At 32.3% G+C, this 23,815-nt stretch carries 26 protein-coding genes and 1 riboswitch; of the genes, 13 read left to right on the forward strand and 13 right to left on the reverse strand.

Going from position 1 to position 23,815, the window contains the following annotated elements; translation table 11 throughout:
* The first annotated feature begins 25 nt into the window (after positions 1 to 25).
* Positions 26 to 949 (forward strand): carbohydrate kinase family protein, encoded by a 924-nt coding sequence (locus AA80_RS08755; RefSeq protein WP_158248421.1) that lies wholly within the window; start codon positions 26 to 28, stop codon positions 947 to 949.
* On the opposite strand, the gene AA80_RS08760 is transcribed toward AA80_RS08755, so the two are convergent.
* The 10 genes from AA80_RS08760 to AA80_RS08805 form a co-directional block, all read right to left on the reverse strand.
* A complete protein-coding gene (locus tag AA80_RS08760; RefSeq protein WP_134080014.1) occupies positions 919 to 1,512 on the reverse strand; it encodes a ComF family protein in 594 nt (197 codons plus the stop codon). The two genes, AA80_RS08755 and AA80_RS08760, sit on opposite strands and share 31 nt — an antisense overlap.
* Positions 1,513 to 1,546: 34 nt before the next feature.
* On the reverse strand, positions 1,547 to 2,815 hold the full coding sequence (locus AA80_RS08765) for a HEAT repeat domain-containing protein (protein WP_103877402.1): 1,269 nt from the start codon (positions 2,813 to 2,815) through the stop codon (positions 1,547 to 1,549).
* An 87-nt stretch (positions 2,816 to 2,902) separates the two neighbouring features.
* The gene (locus AA80_RS08770) at positions 2,903 to 3,331 is read right to left on the reverse strand and encodes a type II secretion system protein (RefSeq protein ID WP_103927581.1); all 429 of its coding nucleotides are present in this window, start codon (positions 3,329 to 3,331) and stop codon (positions 2,903 to 2,905) included.
* Between the two features lies 1 nt (position 3,332).
* Positions 3,333 to 3,848, reverse strand: coding sequence for a hypothetical protein (locus AA80_RS08775; RefSeq protein WP_103877404.1), 516 nt, complete (start codon positions 3,846 to 3,848; stop codon positions 3,333 to 3,335).
* A 2-nt stretch (positions 3,849 to 3,850) separates the two neighbouring features.
* A complete protein-coding gene (locus tag AA80_RS08780; protein WP_103877405.1) occupies positions 3,851 to 4,474 on the reverse strand; it encodes an LptA/OstA family protein in 624 nt (207 codons plus the stop codon).
* A complete protein-coding gene (locus AA80_RS08785) occupies positions 4,471 to 5,244 on the reverse strand; it encodes a patatin-like phospholipase family protein (protein WP_103877406.1) in 774 nt (257 codons plus the stop codon). Before AA80_RS08785 ends, AA80_RS08780 begins: the two co-directional genes overlap by 4 nt.
* Entirely contained in the window at positions 5,241 to 6,041 is an 801-nt protein-coding gene (locus tag AA80_RS08790; protein WP_103877407.1) for a patatin-like phospholipase family protein, read from the reverse strand. The genes AA80_RS08785 and AA80_RS08790 overlap by 4 nt, the downstream gene beginning before the upstream one ends.
* Positions 6,042 to 6,056: 15 nt before the next feature.
* Entirely contained in the window at positions 6,057 to 8,117 is a 2,061-nt protein-coding gene (locus tag AA80_RS08795; protein WP_103877408.1) for a hypothetical protein, read from the reverse strand.
* A gap of 2 nt (positions 8,118 to 8,119) precedes the next feature.
* Entirely contained in the window at positions 8,120 to 9,781 is a 1,662-nt protein-coding gene (locus AA80_RS08800) for a PEGA domain-containing protein (protein WP_103877409.1), read from the reverse strand.
* A 2-nt stretch (positions 9,782 to 9,783) separates the two neighbouring features.
* Positions 9,784 to 10,221, reverse strand: a complete 438-nt coding sequence (locus AA80_RS08805) for a MarR family winged helix-turn-helix transcriptional regulator (protein WP_103877410.1) — start codon at positions 10,219 to 10,221, stop codon at positions 9,784 to 9,786.
* Positions 10,222 to 10,473: 252 nt separating this feature from the next.
* Between AA80_RS08805 and AA80_RS08810 the strand changes: the two genes are divergently transcribed.
* From AA80_RS08810 to AA80_RS08820, 3 genes are all read left to right on the forward strand, one after another.
* Complete coding sequence (locus AA80_RS08810) at positions 10,474 to 11,835, forward strand: MATE family efflux transporter (RefSeq protein WP_199177883.1); 1,362 nt, start codon at positions 10,474 to 10,476, stop codon at positions 11,833 to 11,835.
* Between the two features lie 147 nt (positions 11,836 to 11,982).
* Entirely contained in the window at positions 11,983 to 12,447 is a 465-nt protein-coding gene (locus AA80_RS08815) for a MarR family winged helix-turn-helix transcriptional regulator (protein WP_158248418.1), read from the forward strand.
* A complete protein-coding gene (locus tag AA80_RS08820) occupies positions 12,448 to 13,881 on the forward strand; it encodes an MATE family efflux transporter (RefSeq protein WP_103877412.1) in 1,434 nt (477 codons plus the stop codon).
* A 44-nt stretch (positions 13,882 to 13,925) separates the two neighbouring features.
* On the opposite strand, the gene efp is transcribed toward AA80_RS08820, so the two are convergent.
* Entirely contained in the window at positions 13,926 to 14,483 is a 558-nt protein-coding gene (gene efp / locus AA80_RS08825) for an elongation factor P (RefSeq protein ID WP_103877413.1), read from the reverse strand.
* Positions 14,484 to 14,815: 332 nt separating this feature from the next.
* Here efp and AA80_RS08830 point away from each other — a divergent pair, with 332 nt between their 5' ends.
* Positions 14,816 to 15,013: a cold shock domain-containing protein gene (locus AA80_RS08830; RefSeq protein ID WP_103067547.1), complete on the forward strand. Its 198-nt coding sequence runs from the start codon at positions 14,816 to 14,818 to the stop codon at positions 15,011 to 15,013.
* A 58-nt stretch (positions 15,014 to 15,071) separates the two neighbouring features.
* Here AA80_RS08830 and deoC read toward each other — a convergent pair whose 3' ends face one another.
* Positions 15,072 to 15,821 (reverse strand): deoxyribose-phosphate aldolase, encoded by a 750-nt coding sequence (gene deoC / locus AA80_RS08835; protein WP_103877414.1) that lies wholly within the window; start codon positions 15,819 to 15,821, stop codon positions 15,072 to 15,074.
* A gap of 107 nt (positions 15,822 to 15,928) precedes the next feature.
* Positions 15,929 to 16,033: riboswitch (TPP riboswitch) on the forward strand.
* A 70-nt stretch (positions 16,034 to 16,103) separates the two neighbouring features.
* On the opposite strand from deoC, the gene thiD reads away from it, so the two are divergent.
* The 6 genes from thiD to AA80_RS08865 all read left to right on the forward strand — a co-directional run bounded on the left by thiD (position 16,104) and on the right by AA80_RS08865 (position 21,694).
* Complete coding sequence (gene thiD / locus AA80_RS08840; protein WP_103877441.1) at positions 16,104 to 16,889, forward strand: bifunctional hydroxymethylpyrimidine kinase/phosphomethylpyrimidine kinase; 786 nt, start codon at positions 16,104 to 16,106, stop codon at positions 16,887 to 16,889.
* Between the two features lie 137 nt (positions 16,890 to 17,026).
* Entirely contained in the window at positions 17,027 to 17,683 is a 657-nt protein-coding gene (locus AA80_RS08845) for a thiaminase II/PqqC family protein (RefSeq protein ID WP_103877415.1), read from the forward strand.
* Between the two features lie 4 nt (positions 17,684 to 17,687).
* Positions 17,688 to 18,347, forward strand: a complete 660-nt coding sequence (gene thiE, locus AA80_RS08850) for a thiamine phosphate synthase (RefSeq protein ID WP_199177885.1) — start codon at positions 17,688 to 17,690, stop codon at positions 18,345 to 18,347.
* A 1-nt stretch (position 18,348) separates the two neighbouring features.
* A complete protein-coding gene (gene thiM, locus AA80_RS08855) occupies positions 18,349 to 19,146 on the forward strand; it encodes a hydroxyethylthiazole kinase (RefSeq protein ID WP_103877416.1) in 798 nt (265 codons plus the stop codon).
* A 27-nt stretch (positions 19,147 to 19,173) separates the two neighbouring features.
* On the forward strand, positions 19,174 to 20,151 hold the full coding sequence (locus tag AA80_RS08860) for a thiamine ABC transporter substrate-binding protein (protein ID WP_103877417.1): 978 nt from the start codon (positions 19,174 to 19,176) through the stop codon (positions 20,149 to 20,151).
* Between the two features lie 4 nt (positions 20,152 to 20,155).
* Complete coding sequence (locus AA80_RS08865) at positions 20,156 to 21,694, forward strand: ABC transporter permease (protein ID WP_103877418.1); 1,539 nt, start codon at positions 20,156 to 20,158, stop codon at positions 21,692 to 21,694.
* Here the strand turns inward: AA80_RS08865 and AA80_RS08870 are convergent.
* Positions 21,691 to 22,404 carry a hypothetical protein gene (locus AA80_RS08870; RefSeq protein ID WP_103877419.1) on the reverse strand — a complete coding sequence of 238 codons (714 nt, stop codon included), beginning with the start codon at positions 22,402 to 22,404 and terminating at the stop codon, positions 21,691 to 21,693. The two genes, AA80_RS08865 and AA80_RS08870, sit on opposite strands and share 4 nt — an antisense overlap.
* A 201-nt stretch (positions 22,405 to 22,605) precedes the next feature.
* Between AA80_RS08870 and AA80_RS08875 the strand changes: the two genes are divergently transcribed.
* Positions 22,606 to 22,968 carry an encapsulin-associated ferritin-like protein gene (locus tag AA80_RS08875; protein ID WP_103877420.1) on the forward strand — a complete coding sequence of 121 codons (363 nt, stop codon included), beginning with the start codon at positions 22,606 to 22,608 and terminating at the stop codon, positions 22,966 to 22,968.
* 31 nt (positions 22,969 to 22,999) lie between these two features.
* Positions 23,000 to 23,797, forward strand: coding sequence for a family 1 encapsulin nanocompartment shell protein (locus AA80_RS08880; protein WP_103877421.1), 798 nt, complete (start codon positions 23,000 to 23,002; stop codon positions 23,795 to 23,797).
* The last annotated feature ends 18 nt before the right edge of the window (positions 23,798 to 23,815 follow it).

Consider the following 23,815-nt stretch of genomic DNA (forward strand, 5'->3'; position numbering starts at 1 on the left):
TACATATTATACGAGGAGGAATATAGTGATTAATTTTGTCTCTTTTGGTGAGGTGTTGATAGACTTTATCTCTAAAGATTATGTAAAAGGGTTAAAAAATGCGACTTCCTTTGAAAAATTTTTAGGAGGTTCACCAAGTAACATAGCTGTTAACATCGCTAAGCAGGGGTTTAAATCTGCTGTAATTTCAAGGTTAGGTAGGGATCCTTTTGGAGATTTTATTCTTGAACAATTAAATAATTATAATGTAGATGTTCGGGGTATATCACAAGATGAACGTTTTCATACGGACATTGTGTATGTTTTGAAGTCTAAATCATCTCCTGAATTTTATCCATTAAGATCGGCCTCTTTAAATTTAGATATTGCCGAAACATATTTTGATATTGTTAAAAAAGCAAATATCTTTCATTTTTCTTCTTGGGCATTATCTTCCGATAAAAACTTGAAAAACACACTCAGATTGTTAAAAGTTGCCAAAAAGAATAATGTTTTAATAGGATTTGATCCTAATTATCGAGAGATATTGTGGAAAACATCTTTAGAAATAGGAGATGTTTTAAGATTGGTTATGCCATACGTGGATTTTATAAAACCTTCTTTAGATGATTGTGTACATATTTTCAAGGAAAATAAGAATGAAGAAGAATATATAAATATTTTTCATGAATGGGGAGTAAAAAATGTACTTCTTACATTAGGAGAAAAGGGGTTTATATTTTCTGATGGTAAAACGATTACTCATTTTGACTCTTATGCAAAAGAGGTAATAGACACAACGGGAGCAGGGGATGCATTTTGGTCAGGTTTATACATAGGCACAATTATAGGCATGGATGTTATAAAAGCGGCAAGATTAGGGAATGCCTTTTCAGCAGAAAAGTTAAAATATGTGGGAGCAATCTGTAATATAAAAAACTATAAAGAACTATTAAAAGAATATCTATAAGCTTTTGCCACGGTAATACCTATTAAAACATCACATTTATTGATGAGCAAACTACCCGCCTCGTTCATTGAGGCCCCTGTAGTGTACACATCATCTATAATAATAATATTCTTAGGAGGAGTTTGTAGTAATTTTATCTTATTTTTAACGTTTTCATTTCTCTTTCGATAATTCAATTGGGCTTGCCTTTTATGAGTTTTTGAGGAAAAGAGATTTATTAAAGGGAAACCTAAAAGGTCAGAAAAATGCTGACCAATTAAGCGGGCTGGTACAAAGCCTTTTTCATAAATACTTGAGTAATTTGAAGGCACGTATGAAACGGTATAATTTAGTTCAGGAAATTTTAAATCTATAAAAAACTTTGCGAGCATATTCCCCAAAAGTCGGGCAATCTTAGGATGTGAATGATATTTGAACTCTTTTATTAAGTTGGATAGAGGATACTCATATTTTCCATAATGATAAACTTTAAAATCACCTTCTGAGAGAGAAGGTGAGTAAAATTTTTCTGTGCAATTGCCGCAAATAATTTCTCCAAAAGCTATAGGTTTTTCACAAACCATGCAATGAGGTTCAAAAATTGTTGTCATTATTTTTTTAAAAATTGACTACCATCTCCGCATTTAAACGTAGAAGTGCATTTAACGCAGCGAGTTTTAAATTCCCGTTTTCATAAGGGTCTTTTAATATCTGATTTGGGATTTCCCAATAATCTTTAGCTTTAAAAAATTTCAGTAGGTTGACGGCAGCTTTTCTTATGGATATAGGATACATTTTGTTGAGAGCGATTAATGATATCTCTTCTATAAAATTATCCAATTTTAATTTTCTTATTATTTTTAATCCTTCCCTTATTCGTTTGGAGGATAATGAATTGAGAAAGTTAGGCACGTAATCTTTAAGCATATAGTCTTGAAAATAAATGAGATAGTCACTTGCTCCGATTACTAAGTCATCATCTATAGCAGACAACAAATCCCTACAAAAGTCTACATAACTCATGTCTTCCTTTTCGGTGGCTAATTTCAATCCAAACTTTACAACTTTTGCCTCTTCACTGTTCACCAATTGGTCGATCAACCAGGTAGGAATAGAATCGATCCCACATACTTTCTTTGAGGTATTTGCAGCCAGTTGAAGAATGTGGATATCTTTTTCTTCTTGAATGATTTTTTCTATGAATTTATTAATAATTTCACACGGTAACCCTGAGAAAAATTTTATTATTATTCCTTTAGTTTCATTGCTGCAATCAAAATAAGTTTCTTTTAAGGAATTAAAAAAGGTATAGGCATCTTCCCTTTCATAGAATCTTCTTAAAGCCATAACTTTAACGCTTTTATCTACTTGCTCGAATTTTAAAGTTTCAGAGATGTTATCCAAAGCAGAAATCAGCTGTTTTATCTTAACGTAGGGGTCATTTTTCATTTTACTAATAATCTTTTCTGAATCTTCTGGGTAGAATTCCAAAAATGTGGATATCAGTTGATACCTAACCACAGGATCAGGATCTTCGGTAAACTCCAAAATGAATTCTATCGGTTTTATACCCATTTGAATATAACTGATAATTGCTTCTTTTCTAATGTTTGCTGATATGTCTTTCAAAGCCACTTTTATAGAATTTTCATCCAAAACACCCATTTTATCTAAGTACCTATATGCAGAAAACCTAACGTTTTTATCCGGATCTTTTAAAAATTCTTTTATTTTTGGAACATCAATTTTTTGCTTTGTTAATTCTTGAATAGCCTTCGATTTAAAAGAAGGATAAGGAGAATCCAACATGTCAAAGTATATTTGAATATTCTCTGATTTTATTCTTTCTTCTAAAATCTTATAGGTTTCGATTATTTCATTGGCCATTTATTAATGATTTCCTCCTAAGTTTTGTCTGTGTTTAGCGCCATTCGCTCCGCTCCCCACCCATTTAAGTATCTTTTTTTAGAAACTTTAAAAAGGGATAAAAAGTTTTAAATTATGTTCCTCATTCCATATTACATTTAAAAATTTTCCATCGTATGAAAAAGTTGTTATGTTTCCTGAAATTAATGTGGATCCTTTATCCCATCCGGAATCTTTATAACGGTTAATCTTTTGTGTTAATTTATTGTACGAAAAACCAACTAGTTTGCCATCAGATGAATTCCCAAGGACAGTTGAAGAATCATAGGAGGTCACATTTTTCATTTCGTTCTTAGCAACAATTATCACTTCTATAACGGCGTTGGAAATAAGATTTAGATTAACCATTTCATCTAACGAACTTTTTAAAATGTTGAGTGTACCCGACAAAGTACCTATTACGATCAGCATTGATAAAGAAACAATAAAAATTTCAAAAACACTTTCTATCATTAGAAACCCTTGATTTTTATTCATTTTACAAAGGTTCTACTAAAAATATTGAAAAATCAATTCTTCCATTTACTACCCTTAAATCTAACTTTAAATCATCGATGAAATCAGCAGGTTTTGGAACGACATAACCTATTTTTAGTGCAAAATAGTTCAAAGGGTTGTCAGTATTGTTGAATGGGTAACCTACGTACAATTTTCCAAGGATGTTGTTAAAATTCAAATTAAAGCCACCGTATGCCAATGTACCTGGAAAGTTTTCACCATAAACCCATAACAAACCGGCATCTAAAAAAAGGTTTGGGTATATATCAAAAATTTTAGCAGATACATCAGTAATGGTAATTAAAGAGAACGTTTCTCCAAAATTTGGACTAAGATCGAAATCAAGATTGAAAGAATCTGATTCCAACCCCCCCCTTAGAGCAAATTTGAAACCGTCGGGATAATTCAGCAAAGAGAAACCAGCGTCGTAATACGTTTGAGAATAAATACAAACAAAAAGAGAAAGTACAAAAAAAACAACAAAATTCTTTTTCATGGTTATTCCTCCTCTGATACTTCCAAAATTAAATTAACCGTCTGTGCTTCTATTTCGTTGGTCTGGGTATTGAAAGTGGCATATGTTGAAGTCATATCAATTTTTTTTACAGAATTTATGATATGAACATTTTGGGAAAGGGTGAGCATGTTTTCGCTTTCGACAAAAACGAAGGTTTTTGCATTTATTATATAATCTTCTTTTTTTATCAAAACTAAATCTTTAGAACTTCCCTCGTATTTTTTGTTATTGTTATCTATTTGAAGTTGGTCAGAATTTATCTCAATCTCTGATTCTTCCATAAAAATCTTAGCTAAAACATTCCCCAAAAGTGTTCCCTTTTCAGTTTGAAGGTCAAAGTCCATAGATGTAGATGTAGCTTCAAAAGTGTCACCAGTAATATAAACATTGTTGGTGTTGACTTTTCGCCATTCATCGTTAATAAGGGTTATGGTGGCAAAATCAGTTAAAATAGTAAGGTCATCTTTTTGTATAAGAACATTGTTTTTCAATATGTACCTACTTTCTTCCCCTTTAACTTCATCTGCTTTTACATTTATTTGTTCAGAATAAATGATCAAATTTGTTAATATGAGCATTAAAAAAAATACAGTAAAACGCTTCATACTTTGGCCTCCAAAAAATTATTAGCTTGATTTTGACCATCAAAAAAAGCGGACATATTAAAATAATCTTTCAATTGTTTTTGTGGCTCGATAGTATTAAAACCTTCAGTTAATAAACGATAGTTTTTTAACGTTCTGGAATAAGAGACTTTTAAAAGAATTTCAACGGTATTTTTTGGATATGGATAAGTTAAAATAGGATCAAAAGAAATTATTACAGCATCTTTTGGAAATTTTTGAGGAACAAAAGAAATATATGAAGTTGGAATAAAAAATCCGCCTTGATATTCATAATAACTATAATAAGGTGGAAACGCTAATTCCATCATTAACATATCAACGATTCTTGTTTCTTTTTTCAGTATAATTACTTCTTTATTTTTTAGCTCGAAGACTTCGAAACTTACGTTTGCTGCAAGTGAAGAAAGTGTTTGGTTGCCAAAATAACCTTCCAAAAATTTTTTTAAATTATCAGGGTTGTAAAGGGACATTTTCCCTCTTCCCAATTTTATCAATGCCGTTGTTTGAGCATATCTACTGTTGTATAATTCTGTATTGGTTATTACCTCGCGTAGAGGATTATTTTTTTCGTATATGAAATCTTTTAAACGGCCAAAGAAATTTACTCCGTACAGTGAATAGAATAATCCTCTTAAACTTCCTAGACTAGAAGTATATAGATTTAAGGCTTTTTCTTTTTTTGCTATAGACTCTAAAACTCCAGACTCCCAATAAAAGCCTTCAAAAAAGCCGCCCATTACTAAGTTCAAAGTTGTTCCCTCACTTTATTTTGTATAGATTTTAAAAATTTTTTAGCATCTTGGTATATTTCATTAAAATAAGAAAAACCTTCCCACGAATATTCTATCGGGAATGTGTAAACTTCTTCTGCTTTATTTATTTCATAGTTAACCATCAGATCATTTTTAAAATCTTCTATGGAAATGATATAATCTAATCCGTCGTTAAATTTAAAATCATTCTTAACCTCACCATTTAAATTACTTGCTATTACATAATCTGCTCCTAGTTTTTTAGTTAACTCTACTGGAACGGGTGTTAATACTCCTCCGTCCAAGAGGCTCATACCCCCTAACCTTAAGGGAGGGAAAACCCCAGGAACACTTGAAGAAGCCATAACAGCATCGATTATGTACCCTTCGGTGATCTCAACTTCTTCACCGCTTTCTAAATCATATGAAACGATTCCTAATTTTATCTTACAATCGGAAAAACGTTTGCGTCCATACAATTGCTTGTAAATATCGTAAACGAAATCACTTTTTAAAAAGCTTTTACCTGCAACCATTTTAGGGACATTAGTAATTCTGTTGTTTAGAGTTCTAAACTGTGAATCTATTGTCTTTTTCTTTTTAAGTGTCAAGTCTTTGAATATTTTAAATAGATCCACATCAGGATTTAAAGCGTAGAGGCCACCAACTAAAGCACCTACGCTCGATCCTGTTACTACTTCAATTTTTACGGCTCTTTCTTTCAGTTCATCTATTAAGGCAACGTGAGCGGCTCCTCTTGCGCCACCACTTCCTAAAGCTATTCCGTAAACCATTGTTCCCTCCAGAAATTATTGGAATAATAAAACAATTCCTGCACCAACCAATACTCCAATAAGCCCTACAATTATTGATGAAATATAATTTTGTTTGGGTTTTTCTATCTCTTGTATAAAACTTTCTAAATTATTTATTTTTTTTACGTTCGCATCCGTTTTTTGAGAGAGTGTGGAAATACTTTCATCGTGAAAAAAAACGGTTTTTTCAATATTAGAAAGCCTTGATTCAACACTTGAAAGTTTATCTTCGATATTTTTTAATTCTTTTTTAAAGGAAACTAACTCTGTAGCTAACTGCTGAGATAATTCTGCTTTGAGATCGTTTTTTAACACCATAGGATCGTCCAAATATTCAGACTCACTTTTTATCTCATAATATTTATCAAGTAACGAATTATAAGTGTTTTTAAGCTCTTCTATTTCAGAGGAAGTTATTTGAAAATTGTTCAAAGTATTTTCAATATTGGATAATCTGTTCTCTACTTGTATTAGATCATTCTGTAATTGCGCATTTGTTCTATTCAAATTTTGGTAGTTGTCATTCAAATAACCAACAGTTTCAGCTAGTTTTGTAATATCCCCTATTTGAGCTAAAGTATCTTTATTTAAATTAGTTAAAGTTGCTAAAGATGATATTTGAGCATTCAATGTTTCTGTTTTTTTCTTTAAAGTTTGGATATCCCCGTTATTTTTTTCTAATGCAAAATAAAGTTCATTCAAATTATTTTTAAATTCTTCGAACATAGTAGCATATACAGTCATTTCACCAATTTGATCATAATAAACACCAATCGTTCTTTCTAAACTTGTAACTCTTTCTTGAAGATTTTTTATATCCACAGTGTATTGAGGAGCAACCATCTCTGATGGAGTTGGAGTGAGTTTTGATAATTCAAAAATTATGTTATCCAATTTTTTGTTCTGAATTATTATTTGGTCAGAAAGGGTGTTGTATTTATTTTGCATATCTAATATTTTGGAGTTGTAGTAGGTATGTCTTGCATCGAAAGTTTCAATGTAAGATTGGTTTGAAGCTACTTGGTCATACAATACAGATATATCATTAGCGAGATTATCAGTTTTTACTTTTAACCCTTCGATATCAGTTCTTGCTCCAAACAACAGTTCATAGCTTAATGTTTCTGTTGAAATACTTGTTGAAACGTTTGAGAGAATGAAATTCAACTTTGCCTCGTTTTCATTAATCTTTTTACTCAGTTCATTATAACTGTTTTCATATGGAACTATCTCACTTTCTACCCTTGCAATCCTTTGATCAAGATTATTTAATGTAACCGACAACGTTTCGTTAAAAAGAGAAACTTCGTTTTTAGCGATGTTTGTCAAAGAAATTTTCAACCCATCTATTTCGAAATTTAATCTCATGTCTATATAATTTTTTAATTCTTCCTTATTCGACTCGGTTGAATCGACTAATACAGATTTCAAACTCTCAATGCTGTTATCGTATTTATTGTTTAAGTTTATTACCTCTTGTTCGAAACTATTAAGTCGTTCTTGATAAATTGTCAAGGATGCCATTGAAGAATCGGCAATTCGTTGAACTTCATCTTGTGAAGTTTTTTTTGCAATGTCAATCGCTCCTTGAGCAATCTCTTGGAAAATAATGTTGTCTTCGTTAATTGGTTGACTGGGGTCAATTACTTCTAAAATATCTGATACATATCTCCCTAAATTTTGGATAGTGGAGTCCAGATAAGATAGTCGGTCATCGTGGGCAAAAACAGTACTTTCTAAATTGTACAATCTTTTTTCAGCATTTAAATTTTCGAGGTTGAGCAATCTATTACTTATTTCTTCGAGTTCTTGACCATAAAGTCCATCTACATAATCAAGCATATTTGAACCAAACTCTGCCAAATCATATCTTAGAACCTGCTGAGAGCCTCTGAAACGGCCTTGATTGTCAAGAAACATAATTCCTGATTCGACCATCCTCACCACTTGAGGATAGATCGGTGAGGATGGTTGTAAATCTACTATGTTGGTTTGGGATAACAAACTTAATGAAATAAAAGTAACAAGCAAAAATAAAATTATTTTTTTCTTCACGGTTATAACCCCCTAAAAAGCTTATCTAAGTCAATGTACATAGGTTCGTGTATAAAAAGCACTACTGAAGCTTCTCCATTTGAAAACAAAGTTGGTCCTGTGGGTAAATAGAATGCTTTCTTCGTGTTAGTATATTTTTCGCCATTGATAGTATACTTCTCCCCCGTAAAATCGACCTTTACAGGTACCCGGGAGTCAAATTCAAAATGCACGAAACTCTTTTCACCTGAACTTATAGTCACTTTTTGTTGTTGAATTTCATTAAACTTTCTAACCTCTACAGTATGAACTCCTGGTTTTAACGGGTAACCAAAGCACTCCTTAGAATTTAAATATTGGCCATTAATGTATACAAGAGGATCTTTAACGTTTGTAGTAATAAATAGACTGCCAAAACTACTTTCAGTATAAATATCAACACTGTTAGAAGGTTCCACAAGGGCACGGTAAGTTCTATTTAATGTCCTTACGTTTACAAACTGCGGATTGTTTAACATATTGTAAAGAAAAAATGCAGGAGTCTTTTGAGCTTTTCCTAGAAAGCTTACAAGCGTATTATGCGGTGAATAAACATTTACTGTACTCAGTTTATTTAAATCTATACTTTCCGTTCCATCATAAAAATCTCTATAAATTGGAAATTCTAAACTATTTTTTCCCGATATAATTCTAACAAAATGTGGCAGATCATCCAAAATAATCTTATCAATTTTTTTTCCTAGGTATTTGCCATCGATATTGAATTCGTAATTTTCAGAATTTAGAAAACTTATTGTATTTAAACTTGGGTTCAGTTCAACATAGTATTCGTTCAAACCGTTTTGGGTTAATTCAATCATCAAATCTTTGGATTCGTATCCCAGTTTCGATAACGTTAAATTATATGTCCCCGTGGGGAATAAACCTCGTATTGGGGTACTTCCTACATATTCATTATCCAAAAATACCCCCACATCTTTTGGCTCACTATCAACAAAAAGTTCTATTCCTTTTTCTAATTCAACGACTATTCTTTCATCTTGAGGTAAATTTTTTAATGTCTTAACTAAATAACCCTCTTTTTCCACCAAAATTATATTGAAATTACTTCTTTTTACAGTAATCGGTGTTTTACCAATTAACTTTCCATCTACAAAAACGTTTGCTTGAGAAGGATTTGATTCGATAAGTATTTCATCAATTGGGATTAACGTGACACTTAAATTTTCCCTGTCAAATGGTTTCAATTCAAGGTCTAATTCTTTAGCAAAAAAACCATCTTTTTCTATAATTAACTTTTCTATGTTGTAGGGGATATCAACTTCATTAGATGTTGGTAGGAGTATATTGTAATTTTGGTTTAAAAAGCTGTATTTTATATTAGCAGAATCAACGTTGATATCAAAAATAAGTTTAGCTAAAGGTACTTGTTCGGCTGTTATTTGTGATTCGATTCCTAAAAGCTCTACATGAGTAATAAAATTGCTGTATCCAGGTTTTATTATTTTTAAATAACCGGGCTTATCATCAGGTATTTCGATTGTAAAAGGTGTTTCAGTAACGGTTCCCATAAATTTCGAATCAAAATAAACCTCGCTACCACTCAATGCTATTATATTTACTTCGTAAGCAAAAAGAAATGTGCCAAAAATTAGTAAGAGAAGCAATATCAACTTCCTATTCACTGTTAAATCTCACCTCGTTTTTCATTCAAAATCTTATTGATCTCGTTTAATATTTCTATACTTTTTTCTTTTTCTCCCAATTTTTCATATACTTTTTCCATCAATTTTACCCTGTTTTTTATCACGTTTTCTATTATATTAGTTCCTTCTTGAGTTATTTGAACAACGTATACTCTTTTATCCTTCTTGGATTTTTCCCTAACTAAATATCCTGCAACCTCTAATCTTCTAATGAGGCCGGTTGTTGTGCTTTTTGTTATCCCTAATTTTTTGCTGATATCACTGAGCATTTTAGGGCCTTTGAAATAAACAGTTTGCAAAACATCAAACTGAGCCGGAGAAATGTTGAACTCTTTTAAAACTTTCCTTCCTTCACTTTTAACTTTTGAACAAATTTCTCTAATCAACTTTTCCATTTGAATTGAAGGATTATTTTCCATTTTATTCCTCCTGAAATTATGAAATAATACTCTAGTTCCCTGACTTCATCATAATCAAAATGAAATATAAATATATAATATAGTATATCATATTCTTGAAAAATCAATCAGACAATTTTCCAACTTGAGTTATTTCAATATCAATGGTAAAATAATCGAAGGCTCTTAAAAAGGTTTTTTGGGCGAAGAGGTGCTATTACTCAATTTTAGAATTTCTAAAGCCAGGATTTTTAATGATTGTGGGAGGAATGTATGGAAAAAGATTTAACAAAAGGTAGTATAATAAAGAATATTTTGGTGATGGCATTACCCACAATGATTGGTATGGCAGCCCAAATGGTTTATGATTTGGTGGATATCTTTTGGATAGGTATGATTTCCAGTGAAGCGATAGCTGGGGTGACAGTTTTTTCCACTATATTTTGGATGGTTGATGCATTAAATGAGATTATTGGTGTGAGTTCAATTTCTTTGGTGTCTCAAGCTTACGGTAAAAAAGATTATCACCAAACTACAAGATCAATTGAACAAACGATAAGTTTCAAATTTTTGGTTGCATTGATAGCAGCAACTTTCATGGCAATATTTTTGAAACCATTAATGTCTCTTTTTGCAGATGAAACGGTAGTAGGCTACGGTTTAGATTATGGTTATTTAAGATTATTCTTTTTGCCGATAATGTTTTCTTCTTACTCAATAAACACTGTTTTTAGATGTTTAGGCGATGCTAAAACTCCTATGATTATAATGATAGCTGTGAGCATACTGAACCTTTTTCTTGATCCAATTTTTATCTTTGAGACAGTTCCTTTTATGAACATAAATGGGTTGGGTTTTGGCGTTTTTGGTGCAGCAATTGCAACTGTGGTTTCCCAAACCATAGCTTTTTTTATTGGTTTTTTAATACTTTTTACCAGGACTCACGAAGTAAAACCTCATATAAAAGGTTTGTTTAGACTAAATAAAGATATTGATATAAAGTTAATAACTATAGGGTTACCCAACGGTATAGAAATATTTTTTAGAAATCTTTCAAATGTAGTTCTATTAGGTTTTGTCTCACTTTTTGGTAATGAGGCTATCGCAGCAAATGGGATCGCTGGCAGGATATTTGGCTTTGCCTTTGTTCCTTTGTTTGGCCTTACTATGGGAGCATCTTCTGTTGTTGGTCAAACCATAGGAGCCGGAGATATACCACGATCGGAAAAAGCGGCAAATATTACAGGAATACTCGGATCAGTTGTAATGTTATTTTTTATTCTAATCGCTTTTGGATTTGGTGAAAATGTGATTTCTCTATTCACAAACGATCCTATAGTGATTAAATATGGGACAGAATTTTTAAAGTATGGATCAGTAGGTTTAGTAGTACTAGGTTATGGACTGGGTCTCACAAGCGCTTTTTCTGGGTCCGGATACAACTTTCCGTTTCTTTTTTCCAGTATTATTTCAAGGTGGGGTATACAATTATGTGTTTTAATAGTAGCTATTAATATTTTTAATCAGTCCTTAACATGGGTATGGCTCTCTTATATGTTCGGAGATATTGCAGAATCTCTTATTCTCCTTTATTTTTATAAAAAAGGAAAATGGAAAAAGAAAAGAGCTTGGTAGTAAAATATAAAACCAGAAAATATTAGTTGCACATTCAACCAAATCTTAACGGGGAAATGGTTGTATATGCAACAATTTTTTTTTATAATTATTTTTGTTCCCTTTCCTTTCTTATGGACGTTTTTAAAAGGAGGCGAAAATCAAAAATTGTTTAATTCTGAACAAGATCCATCGGTTATTAGCAGGATATCATGTTTATTCAGAACGATGAATTCAATGATGAAAAAAGAACTTGAAAAGTATGACATTGGAAGGGGTCAATTTCACTTTCTTATGTATTTACTTAAAAATGGAGATGGAATAAGTCAAGAAGAATTAAATGAACATCTAAATTTCGACAAAGCTACCACTGCCAGAGCGATAAAAAAACTTATGAAAAATGGTTATCTCACCAAAAAAACCGATGAAAAGGATCATAGAATCAATAGGATATTCTTGACTAATAAAGCTTACAATATTTATAATGAAATGGAAAAAATGAATAACTATTGGGAGAAAATTTTAACAGACAATCTATCAATTGAAGAAAAAGAAATGGTTCGGGATATATTGAATAAAATGCTAGATAATATACTAAGATACAAAGCCAAAGTTCATCAGGAGGTGTCGTAATTGGAAGAAAATACCAAAAAGCTTGAAAACGAGAAGATAGGGAAGTTATTAATGGAACTATCATTACCAGCTATAGCTGCCATGCTGATACAAGCTTTATATAATTTCGTTGATACTATATACATTGCAAGAGGTGTTGGCACACTTGGAATAGCTGGAGTATCTGTTGCCTTTCCAATTCAAATGATCATTATGGCTTTTGGCGGAATGATAGGAATCGGCGGGGGGACTTTAATATCCCGAAGTTTAGGAGCTAAAGATGTTAAGCGTGCAGAAAAGGCTTTAGGGAATATTTTTTCTACTATATTTGTTTTAAGCATAAGTCTTACTATTCTTGGTACCATTTTTTTAGATCCTATTTTAATTCTCTTTGGTGCTACCCCTGATATTCTTTCATACTCGGAGGATTACATGAGTGTAATCCTTTATGGAGCAATGTTCTTTTCAATTGCAATGGCAGGTCACAACGTTATGAGAGCAGAAGGTAATGCAAAATATGCAATGATATCTATGATCATTCCTGGAATATTAAACATTATTCTTGATCCTATTTTTATATTTGGATTAAATATGGGAGTAAAAGGAGCAGCAGTAGCTACAGTGCTTTCTCAGTTTGTAGGTGTTGTTTATATAGGATATTATTTTTTCAGTGGGAAAAGTTCTTTGAAATTTCACACGAAGAATTTCATATTAGATAGACATATCATGTCTGAGACGCTAGCGGTAGGATCTTCTGCTTTTGTTAGGCAAGTTGCTGGAAGTTTACTAGCAATAGTTTTAAATAATTTGTTAGGGACGTATGGGAGTTCTCTGCATATAGCAATTTTTGGAGTAATAAATAGACTGTTTATGTTCTTTTTTATGCCTATGTTCGGTATTGCACAAGGTTTTTTACCAATCGCTGGTTATAACTATGGAGCCAAAAGATTTGATAGGGTAAAAGAAGTTCTCAAAAGAGCAGCAATCGCTGCTATTATATGGTCAACAGTCTCGTTTGTGTTAGTTCAATTGTTTCCAAGTTTTCTACTTTCTATATTTTCAACGGATCCATCTTTGATTAACGAAGGAATTACGGCTTTAAGGATAGACGCGATGTTTATATGGATCGTAGGTTTTCAAGTTGTAGGGTCTTCTTTATTTCAAGCCATTGGTAGAGCTGGTCCTGCGCTACTTTTATCAATTTCAAGACAAATATTGATATTTATTCCGATGGTTTTTGTTATGTCGCACTTTTTTGGATTAATGGGCATATGGTACACATTCCCTATTTCTGATGTTTTATCAGTGTTGTTGACATTATTTTTTGTGATCAGGGAGATAAAAATTCTGAATTCTCTGCAGAAAAAACAAATTCAAATTATCTATAAAAGAAATGAAATTGAAGAATCTTATATGCCTGAAGATAAACATGAATACCAGCCTCAAGAAAAATAATAAGGCTCGATAAAAATATATCGAGCCTTTAATATATGCATTTTCTATGCTCTTTCTAGGTATTCCCCTGTACGGGTGTCTACTTTTATTTTTTGACCTCTTTCCACAAAAAAAGGAACAGAGGTTTTCAATCCTGTTTCTAACGTCGCTGGTTTGCCTCCACCGGACACTGTGTTTCCTTTAAAGTTAGGCTCAGTGTCTGTAACGGTTAGAACCACAACGGTAGGAAGTTGAATAAAAATAGGATTCCCGTTAAAAAAGATTAGATCAACTTCCATATTTTCGGTTAAATAATATTTTTCATCTTCTAAATCTTGGGCAGGCAAAGAATATTGTTCATAGGTATCAAGTAACATAAAATAAAAATGGTCACCATCGTTGTATAAATACTGGGCTTTCCTAAAACTTATATCCGCTTCTTGAACCTTTTCACCACTAGAAAAACTAATCTCTTTTATCAAGCCTGTCATGACATTTTTTAAACGAGTTCTAATTAATCCGCTACCTCTTCCCATAAAATGCTTATTGGATTCAACTACACGATATACTTCGTTTTGATAAACGATAAAATCTCCTTTTCTTAAGTCTCCTACGTCGATCATTCACGTTCCTCCTTGGTTTTTCAGTTGTTAATCTTAGTTAGGGCAATAATAAGAATCTACAGCTGGGATATCATTATAGCCTAATGAGCTTAAAAATAGACAGAACTTTATTACACAATAAATTTAGCAATTATTTCTTAACTTGTCAAGTATTTTCTTGTATATTTGTTTAAAAACTTGTACCTAATTATCTTTGCAGGAAGTTTACTTATAATTCATCTAATGTTTATTAAAAATTAACTTGCATTCCCTTTCTTTTTGTATTATAATGATTTTGGAACACATTCCGTATGCTGCAATGGGTGGCACGGTAGAAATTTGGAGGTAACAAAGTGAAAGGTAAAGTAAAGTGGTTTGATTCAAAGAAAGGTTATGGCTTCATCACTGGGGAAGATGGGAACGATGTATTTGTACACTTCTCAGCTGTTCAAATGGATGGCTACAGAAAGTTAGAAGAGGATGAGGAAGTTGAATTTGAAGTAGTCGAAGGCGACAAAGGTCCTCAAGCTTCTAATGTAAGACCCTTATAAGTGTATACCATAATCTAAACCCAAAATACACTAAGGAGCGCCGAAAGCGCTCCTTTGTTTATATTCTCCCCTGAATTATCTTTAGTCCCGAACTCGTTCCTATCCTATCTGCTCCACAGCCTATCATTTTTAAGGCTGTTTCTAAGTCTCTGATACCACCAGATGCTTTTACTCGCATATCCATTCCTGCAAGAAACTTCATCAAAGCCACGTCCTCCAATTCGGCACCCCCACTCCCAAATCCAGTAGAGGTTTTAACAAAATCAGCCCTGGCTAATTTTGAAATTACAACGGCAGCTATCTTTTCTTCCTTCGAAAGATAGCAGGTTTCAATAATAACTTTTAAAAGTTTTTTAGAATCTTTAGTTAAAGAAGAAATAGCTTGTATTTCATCGTAAATATAATCATATTGTTGTGCTTTAAGTCTTCCTATATTTAAAACCATATCTAATTCATCTGCACTATTTTTAATCGCATTTTCAGATTCATAAACTTTTGTTTCTATAGTATTAGCTCCCAAAGGGAATCCGATTACTGTTGCCACTTTCACATTACTATCTGTAAGAATTTCTTTTGATAAATTTACGTAAGTTGGATTAACACAAACTGCATAGAAACTGTTATCTTTCGCTTCTTTGCAAAGTTTTTCTACATCTGAAGGTGTTGAGGTTGCTTTAAGCAATGTGTGATCAATATATTTTGCCACTTCTTGGGGTTTTAAATTTGCCCGTCTTTCCTCAAAAGTGAATTCCTTTTCAACTCTTCTTATTTCATTTTTTATGATCTTTTTTAATTCTGCAATTTCCATTCTTATTGCTCCTTTCATTAAAATTAATAATATTGTTTTCAAAAATAATTACTAAAATATTTTACCATATTTGAAAAAATATGATATAATAAGTATAAAAGTTAATAATAAATGGCCAGGGGAGCTGTAAGGCTGAGAGGATGCCAAAAAGGCATCGACCCTGACTACCTGATCTGGATAATACCAGCGAAGGGAGGCTAAAATATGTATTTAATTTGATCCTGTTCTCACTTTGTTGGTGAAGAACAGGATTTTTATTTTGCATAACAGGAGGTGAGTATTATAAAACTAGGATTAACGATAGCCGGTTCTGATTCAGGTGGAGGTGCCGGTATACAAGCAGATATTAAAACTTTTTCTGCCCATGGCGTTTTTGGAATGAGTGTTATTACTTCTGTAACCGCTCAAAACACGATGGCTGTTTTGGGCATAGAAGATTTAACTCCTAAAATGGTATTGTTGCAAATGAAGGCTGTTTTTGAAGATCTCTTTCCCGATGCAGTGAAAATAGGAATGGTTTCCAATGAAAAGATAATCAAAACTATAGCAAATGGATTAAGAGAGTACAAGCCTAAAAACATTGTTTTGGACCCAGTAATGGTTTCCAAAAGTGGAGTTCATTTGTTAAAAGAGGATGCTATTAATGCTTTAAAAAGAGAACTCATTCCGTTGAGCTTGGTAGTAACTCCAAACTTGATGGAAGCCGAAGTATTAACGGAGATAAAAGTTGATTCTGTAAAGGATATGAGAAACGCTGCAAAGAAAATTGTGGAGCTTGGAGCTCAAAGTGTGGTAGTAAAGGGAGGACATTTGATAGAAGACGCCATCGATGTATATTATGATGGAAAGGATTTTTTTGAAGTTTCTTCCGAAAGGATACAAACCAAAAATACTCATGGCACAGGCTGCACTTTCTCTTCCGCAATTGCTGCTAACTTAGCTTTAGGATATGAACTTTTTGATTCTATTAAAAGAGCTAAAGAATACATCACGAGTGCAATTAGAAATTCACTATCTATAGGTCATGGGGTAGGACCAACAAATCATTTCTGGAGGTGGAATTTGTGAATGTGGAATTTGTGAATAGGGATATCCAATCTGTAAAAACATTGATTAATAATCCAAAATACTGTGATGAAGAGATTGAAGAACCCATTCCAGGTTATAAGAAGGTAGCTATGTAGTATTTAAAGGAGTTAAATGAAATGGATTTTTCTCATATTAAAGATCACACAAAAAAAGAATTAGAGAAATTAATTAACCATCCTTTTATGGAAGAACTCTATACTGGAGAATTATCTTTTGAGAAATTCGTATTCTTTTTAAAACAAGATTTTCATTATCTAGAGCAATCAATGAAAAACATGGGGATTTTGATAGCAAAAGCGGAAGATCTGACCGCCAGGAGGATGTTAATAAATATTTTATATAACGAATCAGAAATAGAATTTAAAAATTATTTAAATTTGCTCGATTTCTTGAATATAGATTCCTCAAAATTAAAAAGTATAGATCTTACTAGAGCGAATATTGCTTATAGTAATTATCTTATTTCTCAAAGTGCACAAAAATCTTTTGTAGTTGGTATAGCAGCCCTTTTGCCTTGTTATTATAGTTACTTAGAGATATATCAATATCACAAAGACAAGCTTAAAAATAATGAAAATGAAATATATTTAAAATGGGCATCGACTTATAACGAAGCAAAATACAAGAAGTTAGTTGAAGATTTAATTTGTATTTTTGAATTATATCTAAATTCAGAAAAAGAAGAAGAAATAACCCAGACATATAAAAACTCTCTTAAATTCGAATACGAATTTCTTGAAGATGCCTATTATCGAAAGATTTGGAGGCTTTAGAGAGATGAAAAATATGAATGTGAAGTTCTATGGAATAACTGACAGATCATATCTAAAGGATCATAATTTGATTGACGCAATAGAAAAAGCAATAAAAGGGGGCATAACTGTACTTCAACTCAGAGAAAAAGGTTTAAATTCAAGGGATTTTTACTATCAAGCATTGAAGGTTAAAGAAGTAACGGATCATCATGGTATTCCGCTGATAGTAAATGATAGAGTGGACATTGCTTTAGCTGTAGTAGCTGACGGTGTACACGTTGGGCAAGAGGATCTTCCTACAAAAATAGCTCGAAAGATCATAGGAAAAGAAAAAATATTAGGAGTATCGGTTGAAAATGTTGAACAGGCTATTCAAGCACAAAAGGATGGAGCTGATTATTTAGGAGTAGGTCCGGTGTTTCCATCTCCTACTAAACCAGAAGCGAAAACAATTAGCATCTCTGAAGTTAAAAAAATCAAGGAGTCTGTCAACATTCCTGTAGTAGCGATTGGGGGAATAACTGCTGAAAATTTATATGATCTCATGAGAGAAACAAATGTGGATGGCGTTGCTGTTATATCGGCACTTTTTTCAGGTGATGTTGAAGAAAATGCCACACGTATACGCAAGGTAATTGAAAAAGTTGAAATAGTTAAAATAGTTAACGAAAGGAGCCAATAAGATGGTAAATAACATTTTAGATACAGTAAAAGTGAAAAAACCTCTGATACATCATATTACAAATATGGTAACAATAAATGATTGCGCCAATGTAACTTTAGCGGTAGGAGGGCTTCCAGTGATGGCCCATGCCATAGAGGAAGTCGAAGAGATGGTATCTAATTCCCAAGCGCTCGTACTTAATATCGGTACGTTAACTTTAGAACAAGTAAAGGCCATGATAAAAGCTGGGAAGAAAGCCAATTCACTTAATATTCCAGTCATCTTTGATCCTGTTGGTGCAGGAGCAACAAAAATAAGAACAGAGACTTCAAAAAAAATATTAAATGAAGTACAAATATCCGTTATAAAAGGGAACAAAGCAGAGATTGGTATTCTAACGGGTTCTGGTGGAAAAATCAGAGGTGTAGAAGCAGAAAGTAACGATGAAAATATAGAGTCATATAAAAACTTTGCAAAAGAATATAATTGTATAGTTGCAGCTTCAGGTGTTACAGATGTTGTTACAGACGGTAATTCAGTCTATAAAGTTGATAATGGACATTCTATGTTAGGGAAAATCTCAGGTACAGGTTGCATGTTAACGTCTATTATTGCTAATTTTTGTGCTGTGGAAAGTAATCATTTACAGGCAACCGTTTCAGCAATGGTTGCATTTGGACTAGCTGGTGAATTAGCTGCTTCACGTTCAGAGGTGAAAGGCCCTGCTTCTTTTAAAGAAGCGTTCTTTGATGAAATATTTAACTTAACAGACGAAAAATTAAATAGGGGTATAAAGGTACGAGGAGAAGTTAACTAAATAAATTTTTAAAAGAGGTGAGTTAAGGTGAAGAAGTTTTTAGCGATGTTGGGTATTATAGTTGTTTTGTTATCTTTTGCTTTTTCTAAGGAATTGACTGTCTATGTTTACGAAAGTCTTAGTTGGATTGAAGAAGGAACGATTCAAAAGTTCGAAGAGATGAACGACTGTGAAGTAAAAGTGGTAAAATTGGGTGATGCAGGTAACGTTCTTACACGGCTAGTTTTGGAAAAGAAAAATCCTCGAGCGGATGTCGTCATTGGTCTTGATCAGTCTTTAGCTGCAAAAGCTGTTGGAGAAGATTTATTGATCCCTTACAAACCAAAAAATATTGAAAATGTTAGAGACAAAGCGTTGTTATTTGATCCGGAATGTTATGTAATTCCTTATGACTATGGAGCTATAGCCATTATTTACGATCCAGAAAAGATACAAGATGAATTAGAATCTTTTGAAGATCTAACTAAATATAAAAACTCATTGATAATACAAGATCCAAGAGCATCAAGTACTGGTCAAGCCTTTTTACTATGGACAATAGCCGTGTATGAAAATGAGTGGAAAGACTTTTGGGAAAGACTTATGCCTGCAATATTAACAGTAAGTCCTGGCTGGAGCGATTCCTTTGCAAAATTTGAAATCGGTGAGGCACCCATGATGGTCAGCTATGCAACTGATAGTGCATACTCACAATATTATTATGGATCTAGTAAGTACAAGGTTTTCATACCCAAAGAAGGTGCTTATGTTCAGATAGAAGGTGCCGGTATCGTTAAAGGAACTGATAATTTAGTTTTAGCTGAGAAATTTATAGAATTTATGTTGACAGAAGATTTTCAAAAAGAAATACCTTTAAAACAATGGATGTTCCCAGTAATTGATGTTGGACTCCCTGAGGTTTACCAATATGCAGTGGTTCCCGAAAAAATCCTGACGATTCCAGCCCAAGAAATTTCAAACAATCTAGAAAGATGGTTGAAAGAATGGGAGGCTCTATTATACTGATCTTATGAACAATATAAGAAGCAAGAATTTACTATTTATTTTATTTTTGTGTTTGTGGTTAATACCTTTTTCTTTTTTATTTAAAGATTTTTTTCGTTTAGAAGGTTTAGTGAATTTCTTGGATCCGCGTACGTGGCGGATCCTTGGTTTTACTTTTTATCAAGCTATTCTTTCATCTGTGTTGTCATTGGTGATAACTTTAATTCCCGCGTATTTTGCTTCAAGAAATGAAGGGATCATATCTAAATTATTAGACAATACTATTTTTATCCCTTTCTTTTTCCCACCGATCTCGGCAGTTATGGCTTTCACTCTTGTTTATTCTTCAGTAGGTATTCTTTCAAAATTGGGTTTTAGTTTTGATATTATGTACACCTTGAAAGCAATAATATTAGCCCATGTATTTTATAACTCTCCCATATTTGTTCGTTACATATCGGAAGCTCTTAGAAGGGTACCTGCAAGTTTTACAGAAACAGCCAGTATTGAAGGAGCCAGTAAATTTAAAACTTTTATTAACGTAGAATTACCTTTGATAATTCCGTCTATTTCAAGGGCTTTATTCTTAGTATTTACATATAACTTCACAAGTTTTGCGATTGTTTTAAGTTTAGGTGGTGTAAAATATTCGACTTTGGAAGTGGCTATTTCTAAGACATTGAGAAGTACCTTGGACTTTCCCAAGGCATTATCTTATGCTTTAATTCAACTTATAATCCTCACGATGCTTAATATCGTTATATCAAAATTTGAACCTATCTCTTTTGAATATGAACCATTCTCTCAAAAAAAATCCGGATATTTAAGTAGAACAATATCCGCCTTTTACTTGATCTTTGAATATTCAATTGTCTTGGTAGGCATTGCAGCTTCTTTTTTTGATTTTATAAACATGAAATTCGATATATCTTCATTTCTGCATTTATTCTCTAAAGAGTTGAATCGTGTATATCCCGTGGTTAGATCAATCATAAATTCTTTTTTAGTCTCGGCAATTGCAGCTTTATTTGCTGTAATAACAGCATATTTTCTATTGAAAAATTACAGTAAACTCATCAATGTTAGCGTAATGGCTACTTTAGGAATATCATCTGCTTTTTTGGGTATGGCTCTGCTTTATTTAAATATATTGTTTGATATTCCATTCGTATTGTTATTGATTCTGGGATATTTCTTAATAACCATACCTATCGCGTATTCATTTTTGTTCCAACCGGTACGTGGATTTGACGATAAAATAATTGAAGCTGCAAAAATAGATGGGGCAAACAACCTAATCATCTTTCTAAAAATAGAATTGCCCCTTCTGTTTTCTTCGTTTATAAGTGCGTTTCTGCAAATATTTGCAATGATTTTTGGTGAATTCACCATCAGTTATACGATGCAAGTGAGGGATTACTTTCCCCTTGCAAGTGTTGTTAATTATTCTCTTTCCTCAGGGAGATTATACCAAGAAGCAAATGCTTTAAGCGGACTGAACATACTTTTAATCTTCTTTATCTTTTATATAAGCAATAAGTTTGTAAAAAAATCAGAAATTTAAATACCATCTTTTTCAACTACAGCAATAGCGAATTCCGTAATAAAATATGCTTTCATCATATAATATTTTTCGCTTTCCTCGTCACTTAAAATTTCTTCAAACAATTTACTGTTGGGAATACTAAGTTTGTTTCTCAATACAACTAACATATTGAATTCTCTGATCTCACCTATTTCAAAATATTTCACGAGCCCCGTAGCCTTTAAATAATTATTTACAGCAGTTTTTATGTAATTGTATATCTTTTGTTTTATTGGTAAAAATTTAAAAAAGTTGTTTCTCATCAAACTAGCGATCTTCATTGCGCCGATTTTTCTAATAGATAAAAGTTCAAAAATGTTGTCGTATTTAAAATTGATGTACATACCAAAAAATTTTCCACTCAATCTCCCTTTGATATCTTTTTCTTTTAACATCTCACTGTTGATAGTCAGTGCGAACGGAAATATAGTTATTGTTTCTAAAAAGTTATCGAAATTAATTTCTAAATCATCAATACCGTAGTTTAATTTTTCCTCAACTTCAGATCTTACACTGATTTCTGCTTCTTTGAATTTATAAGCAGCTTCCTTTAAATTTTCTATAATTTCGTTCATTTCACTTGGATCAGCATTTTTTAAAAATTCAAGATTAAACTTTTGAAGCTCAGGGTGTTCCTTAAACAATCTATTTAAAAATTCTCTGAATTCTTCACCATCGTGATCGCTCATAATAAATTCCTCCAAGCAAAGTTTCGGTGAAAATATTTCTTTTTCATATTAATTATAACATATTTTGTGATTTCTACAGAATTTTTTGAAGCCAAATAAAAAAGTGATATAATTTTAAAGGTAAAAGTAATTTTGTGGGGTGCAATATATAGAGTTTCTAAGGAAGAGAGTAAAATCAAAAATAAAAAGGAGTGAAACTAAATGCAAGATTACCATGAACCTTATGAAGAACTAAGTGACAAAGATCGTTCTTATGTCTATGCATTAAACAGTTTAAAAGAAGAGATTGAAGCAATAGATTGGTACAACCAAAGGGCAGCTGTTTCTAAAGATCCAACCATCAAAGAAATTATGGAACACAATAGAGATGAAGAAATTGAACATGCGGTAATGCTTATCGAATGGTTAAGAAGAAACATGGATGGATGGGATGAAGAACTGAGAACATATCTTTTCACAGATAAACCGTTGTTGGAAGTAGAGGAAGAAGCTGTAGAAGGAGAAAGCAAAGAAGAGACTTCTTCAAAGAAAAAAGGCGATTTAGGCCTAAAAGGATTGAAGTAGAAAAAATTTCAAAGATGAAGGAGGGTAAAAAATGGATTTTCTTAAAAGAGATTTAGCTCCAATAACGGAAGAAGCATGGGAAGAATTAGACAACAGGTCTAAAGAGATTTTTAAGAATAAATTAAAAATAAGACCAATTATCGATGTAGAAGGCCCTTATGGCTTGAATTATTCTTCATACAATTTAGGCACAAACGAACTTGTTGAAAACCCAAGAGATGGATTAGGATGGGGAATAAGGCAAGTTTTACCTCTAGTAGAAATTAGAAACCCATTTGTTTTGAAACAATGGGAGCTCGATAATATCGAAAGGGGTTTAAAAACTCCGGATTTGGAAGGGTTAGAAACCGCTGCTAAACAGTTGGCTTCATTTGAAAATAAATTGATTTTAAAAGGTATAGAAAAAGCAAATATAACTGGCTTACAAACTTTAGCTAAGCAGAATTCTGTAGAAAGCTCCAAAGAAAGCGTAAAAGATTTTGTTAAATCATTATTTGAAGTAAAAAAGCGATTCATGGATCAAGGTATTGAAGGACCATATACATTGGTTATTAACAAAGAAATATGGCAAGATTTATTTGCCATGAATCTATCTTATCCTTTGGATTTAGTTGTAAAAGAAATTATAGATGCCAAAGTGAAACCTGTACATGAAGTGGATGAAAGTTTTGTAATTTCTAATCGTGGGGGAGACTTTAAATTAATTTTAGGCCAAGATATTTCCTTAGGTTATGATAGTAAGTTTGATGAGCAGCTTAAATTTTTCTTCACTGAAAGCTTAACTTTCCATGTAGTAACTCCAGAAGCTATTGTTGGGTTAGAAATATAAGTCACTTTTAAAAATCAT

The sequence above is a fragment of the Petrotoga sibirica DSM 13575 genome (genome assembly GCF_002924625.1).
GTDB classification, from domain to species: domain Bacteria; phylum Thermotogota; class Thermotogae; order Petrotogales; family Petrotogaceae; genus Petrotoga; species Petrotoga sibirica.

Coding starts and splice junctions, on each gene's coding strand:
- AA80_RS08760 (WP_134080014.1), bottom strand. CDS start 1,512: ATGGTTTGTGAAAAACCTATAGCTTTTGGAGAAATTATTTGCGGCAAT.
- AA80_RS08765 (WP_103877402.1), bottom strand. CDS start 2,815: ATGGCCAATGAAATAATCGAAACCTATAAGATTTTAGAAGAAAGAATA.
- AA80_RS08770 (WP_103927581.1), bottom strand. CDS start 3,331: ATGAATAAAAATCAAGGGTTTCTAATGATAGAAAGTGTTTTTGAAATT.
- AA80_RS08775 (WP_103877404.1), bottom strand. CDS start 3,848: ATGAAAAAGAATTTTGTTGTTTTTTTTGTACTTTCTCTTTTTGTTTGT.
- AA80_RS08780 (WP_103877405.1), bottom strand. CDS start 4,474: ATGAAGCGTTTTACTGTATTTTTTTTAATGCTCATATTAACAAATTTG.
- AA80_RS08790 (WP_103877407.1), bottom strand. CDS start 6,041: ATGGTTTACGGAATAGCTTTAGGAAGTGGTGGCGCAAGAGGAGCCGCT.
- AA80_RS08805 (WP_103877410.1), bottom strand. CDS start 10,221: ATGGAAAATAATCCTTCAATTCAAATGGAAAAGTTGATTAGAGAAATT.
- AA80_RS08810 (WP_199177883.1), top strand. CDS start 10,474: ATGGAAAAAGATTTAACAAAAGGTAGTATAATAAAGAATATTTTGGTG.
- efp (WP_103877413.1), bottom strand. CDS start 14,483: ATGATCGACGTAGGAGACTTAAGAAAAGGAGATTTTATCGTTTATCAA.
- deoC (WP_103877414.1), bottom strand. CDS start 15,821: ATGGAAATTGCAGAATTAAAAAAGATCATAAAAAATGAAATAAGAAGA.
- AA80_RS08845 (WP_103877415.1), top strand. CDS start 17,027: ATGGATTTTTCTCATATTAAAGATCACACAAAAAAAGAATTAGAGAAA.
- thiE (WP_199177885.1), top strand. CDS start 17,688: ATGAAAAATATGAATGTGAAGTTCTATGGAATAACTGACAGATCATAT.
- thiM (WP_103877416.1), top strand. CDS start 18,349: ATGGTAAATAACATTTTAGATACAGTAAAAGTGAAAAAACCTCTGATA.
- AA80_RS08865 (WP_103877418.1), top strand. CDS start 20,156: ATGAACAATATAAGAAGCAAGAATTTACTATTTATTTTATTTTTGTGT.
- AA80_RS08870 (WP_103877419.1), bottom strand. CDS start 22,404: ATGAGCGATCACGATGGTGAAGAATTCAGAGAATTTTTAAATAGATTG.
- AA80_RS08875 (WP_103877420.1), top strand. CDS start 22,606: ATGCAAGATTACCATGAACCTTATGAAGAACTAAGTGACAAAGATCGT.
- AA80_RS08880 (WP_103877421.1), top strand. CDS start 23,000: ATGGATTTTCTTAAAAGAGATTTAGCTCCAATAACGGAAGAAGCATGG.